1 pseudogene is annotated in these 941 nt (G+C 68.0%); it reads right to left on the bottom strand.

Annotation, left to right across the window (positions count from 1 at the left end):
• A pseudogene (locus tag JCM25156_RS26080) lies at positions 1-879 on the bottom strand (ABC transporter transmembrane domain-containing protein); the annotation flags it as partial.
• Positions 880-941: the final 62 nt, after the last annotated feature.

Below are 941 nucleotides of genomic sequence, written 5' to 3'. Positions count from 1 at the left end.
ACGCCGCCAGACCACCGAGCGCCAGCATGGGCAGGCAGGCCGCAGACAGCGCGCCAGCGCCATAGGCCATATCCGCCATGGCCAGAACGCCCACCGCGCTCATCATGGCGATGACGGTCATCACGCTCCGCGCGCCCCCTTCAATCAGGCCACGCGGCGGCGTGCATTACGGATATCGGCCTGGCGGTCGGCAATCCGTGCCTGCACGGCCTGTGCGGCGCCAAGGAACATGAACTCCCCCATGCCCTGCAGCACTTCGGTCAGGTCCGCGTGCATGGCGTCCTGCTGGTGGCTGATGCGCCGCATGGCGCGTGCGGACAACGCACCGGCCACACCCGGCAGCACGCCGCCGCCCACAACCAGCCCCACGGCCAGCACCACGGCAGCCGAAAGGGAAAACACCCCCGTAACCGCCACGAACACCATGCAGCAGATGGCGGCGCTGGCGATGGGCAGCAGCACTTCCAGATAGAACTGCCCCATCCGGTCCGTATCCGCCACGAAGCGGAACAGCATGTCCCCGCTGCGCTGCCGCGCCAGCACGGCGGGCGCCTGTGGGGCAAGGCGTTCGAAACTCCACGCCCGCACCCGCCCGATCAGGCGCAGCGTCGCATCATGCGTGACCAACCGTTCCAGATAACGGGCCAGAATACGCACTGTCGCGAAGAACCGCACACCAACCGCAGGCAAAAACAGGTTGAAGGCGTTCCGTGCGGCAATCCCGCCAAGCCCGGCCACGGCAGCAGCCGCCAGCAGCCAGCCCGACAGGAACAGCAGCCCGAAACTGGCCAGCGACGCCGCAACGGACAGCCCAAGCCCCAGCGCCATCTGCCACTGCAAAGGCCGCATGAGGCCGATGATGCGCGCCAGCGTACTCATGCCGCGCGCCCCACGGTGTGCGGGCCAGAAAAGACCTGCCCGTCACGCAGGCGTACAACCTG

It is taken from the genome of Komagataeibacter kakiaceti JCM 25156, assembly GCF_000613305.1.
Note: the sequence above shows the minus strand (reverse complement) of the source record. Positions and strands in the feature narration are given on the sequence as shown.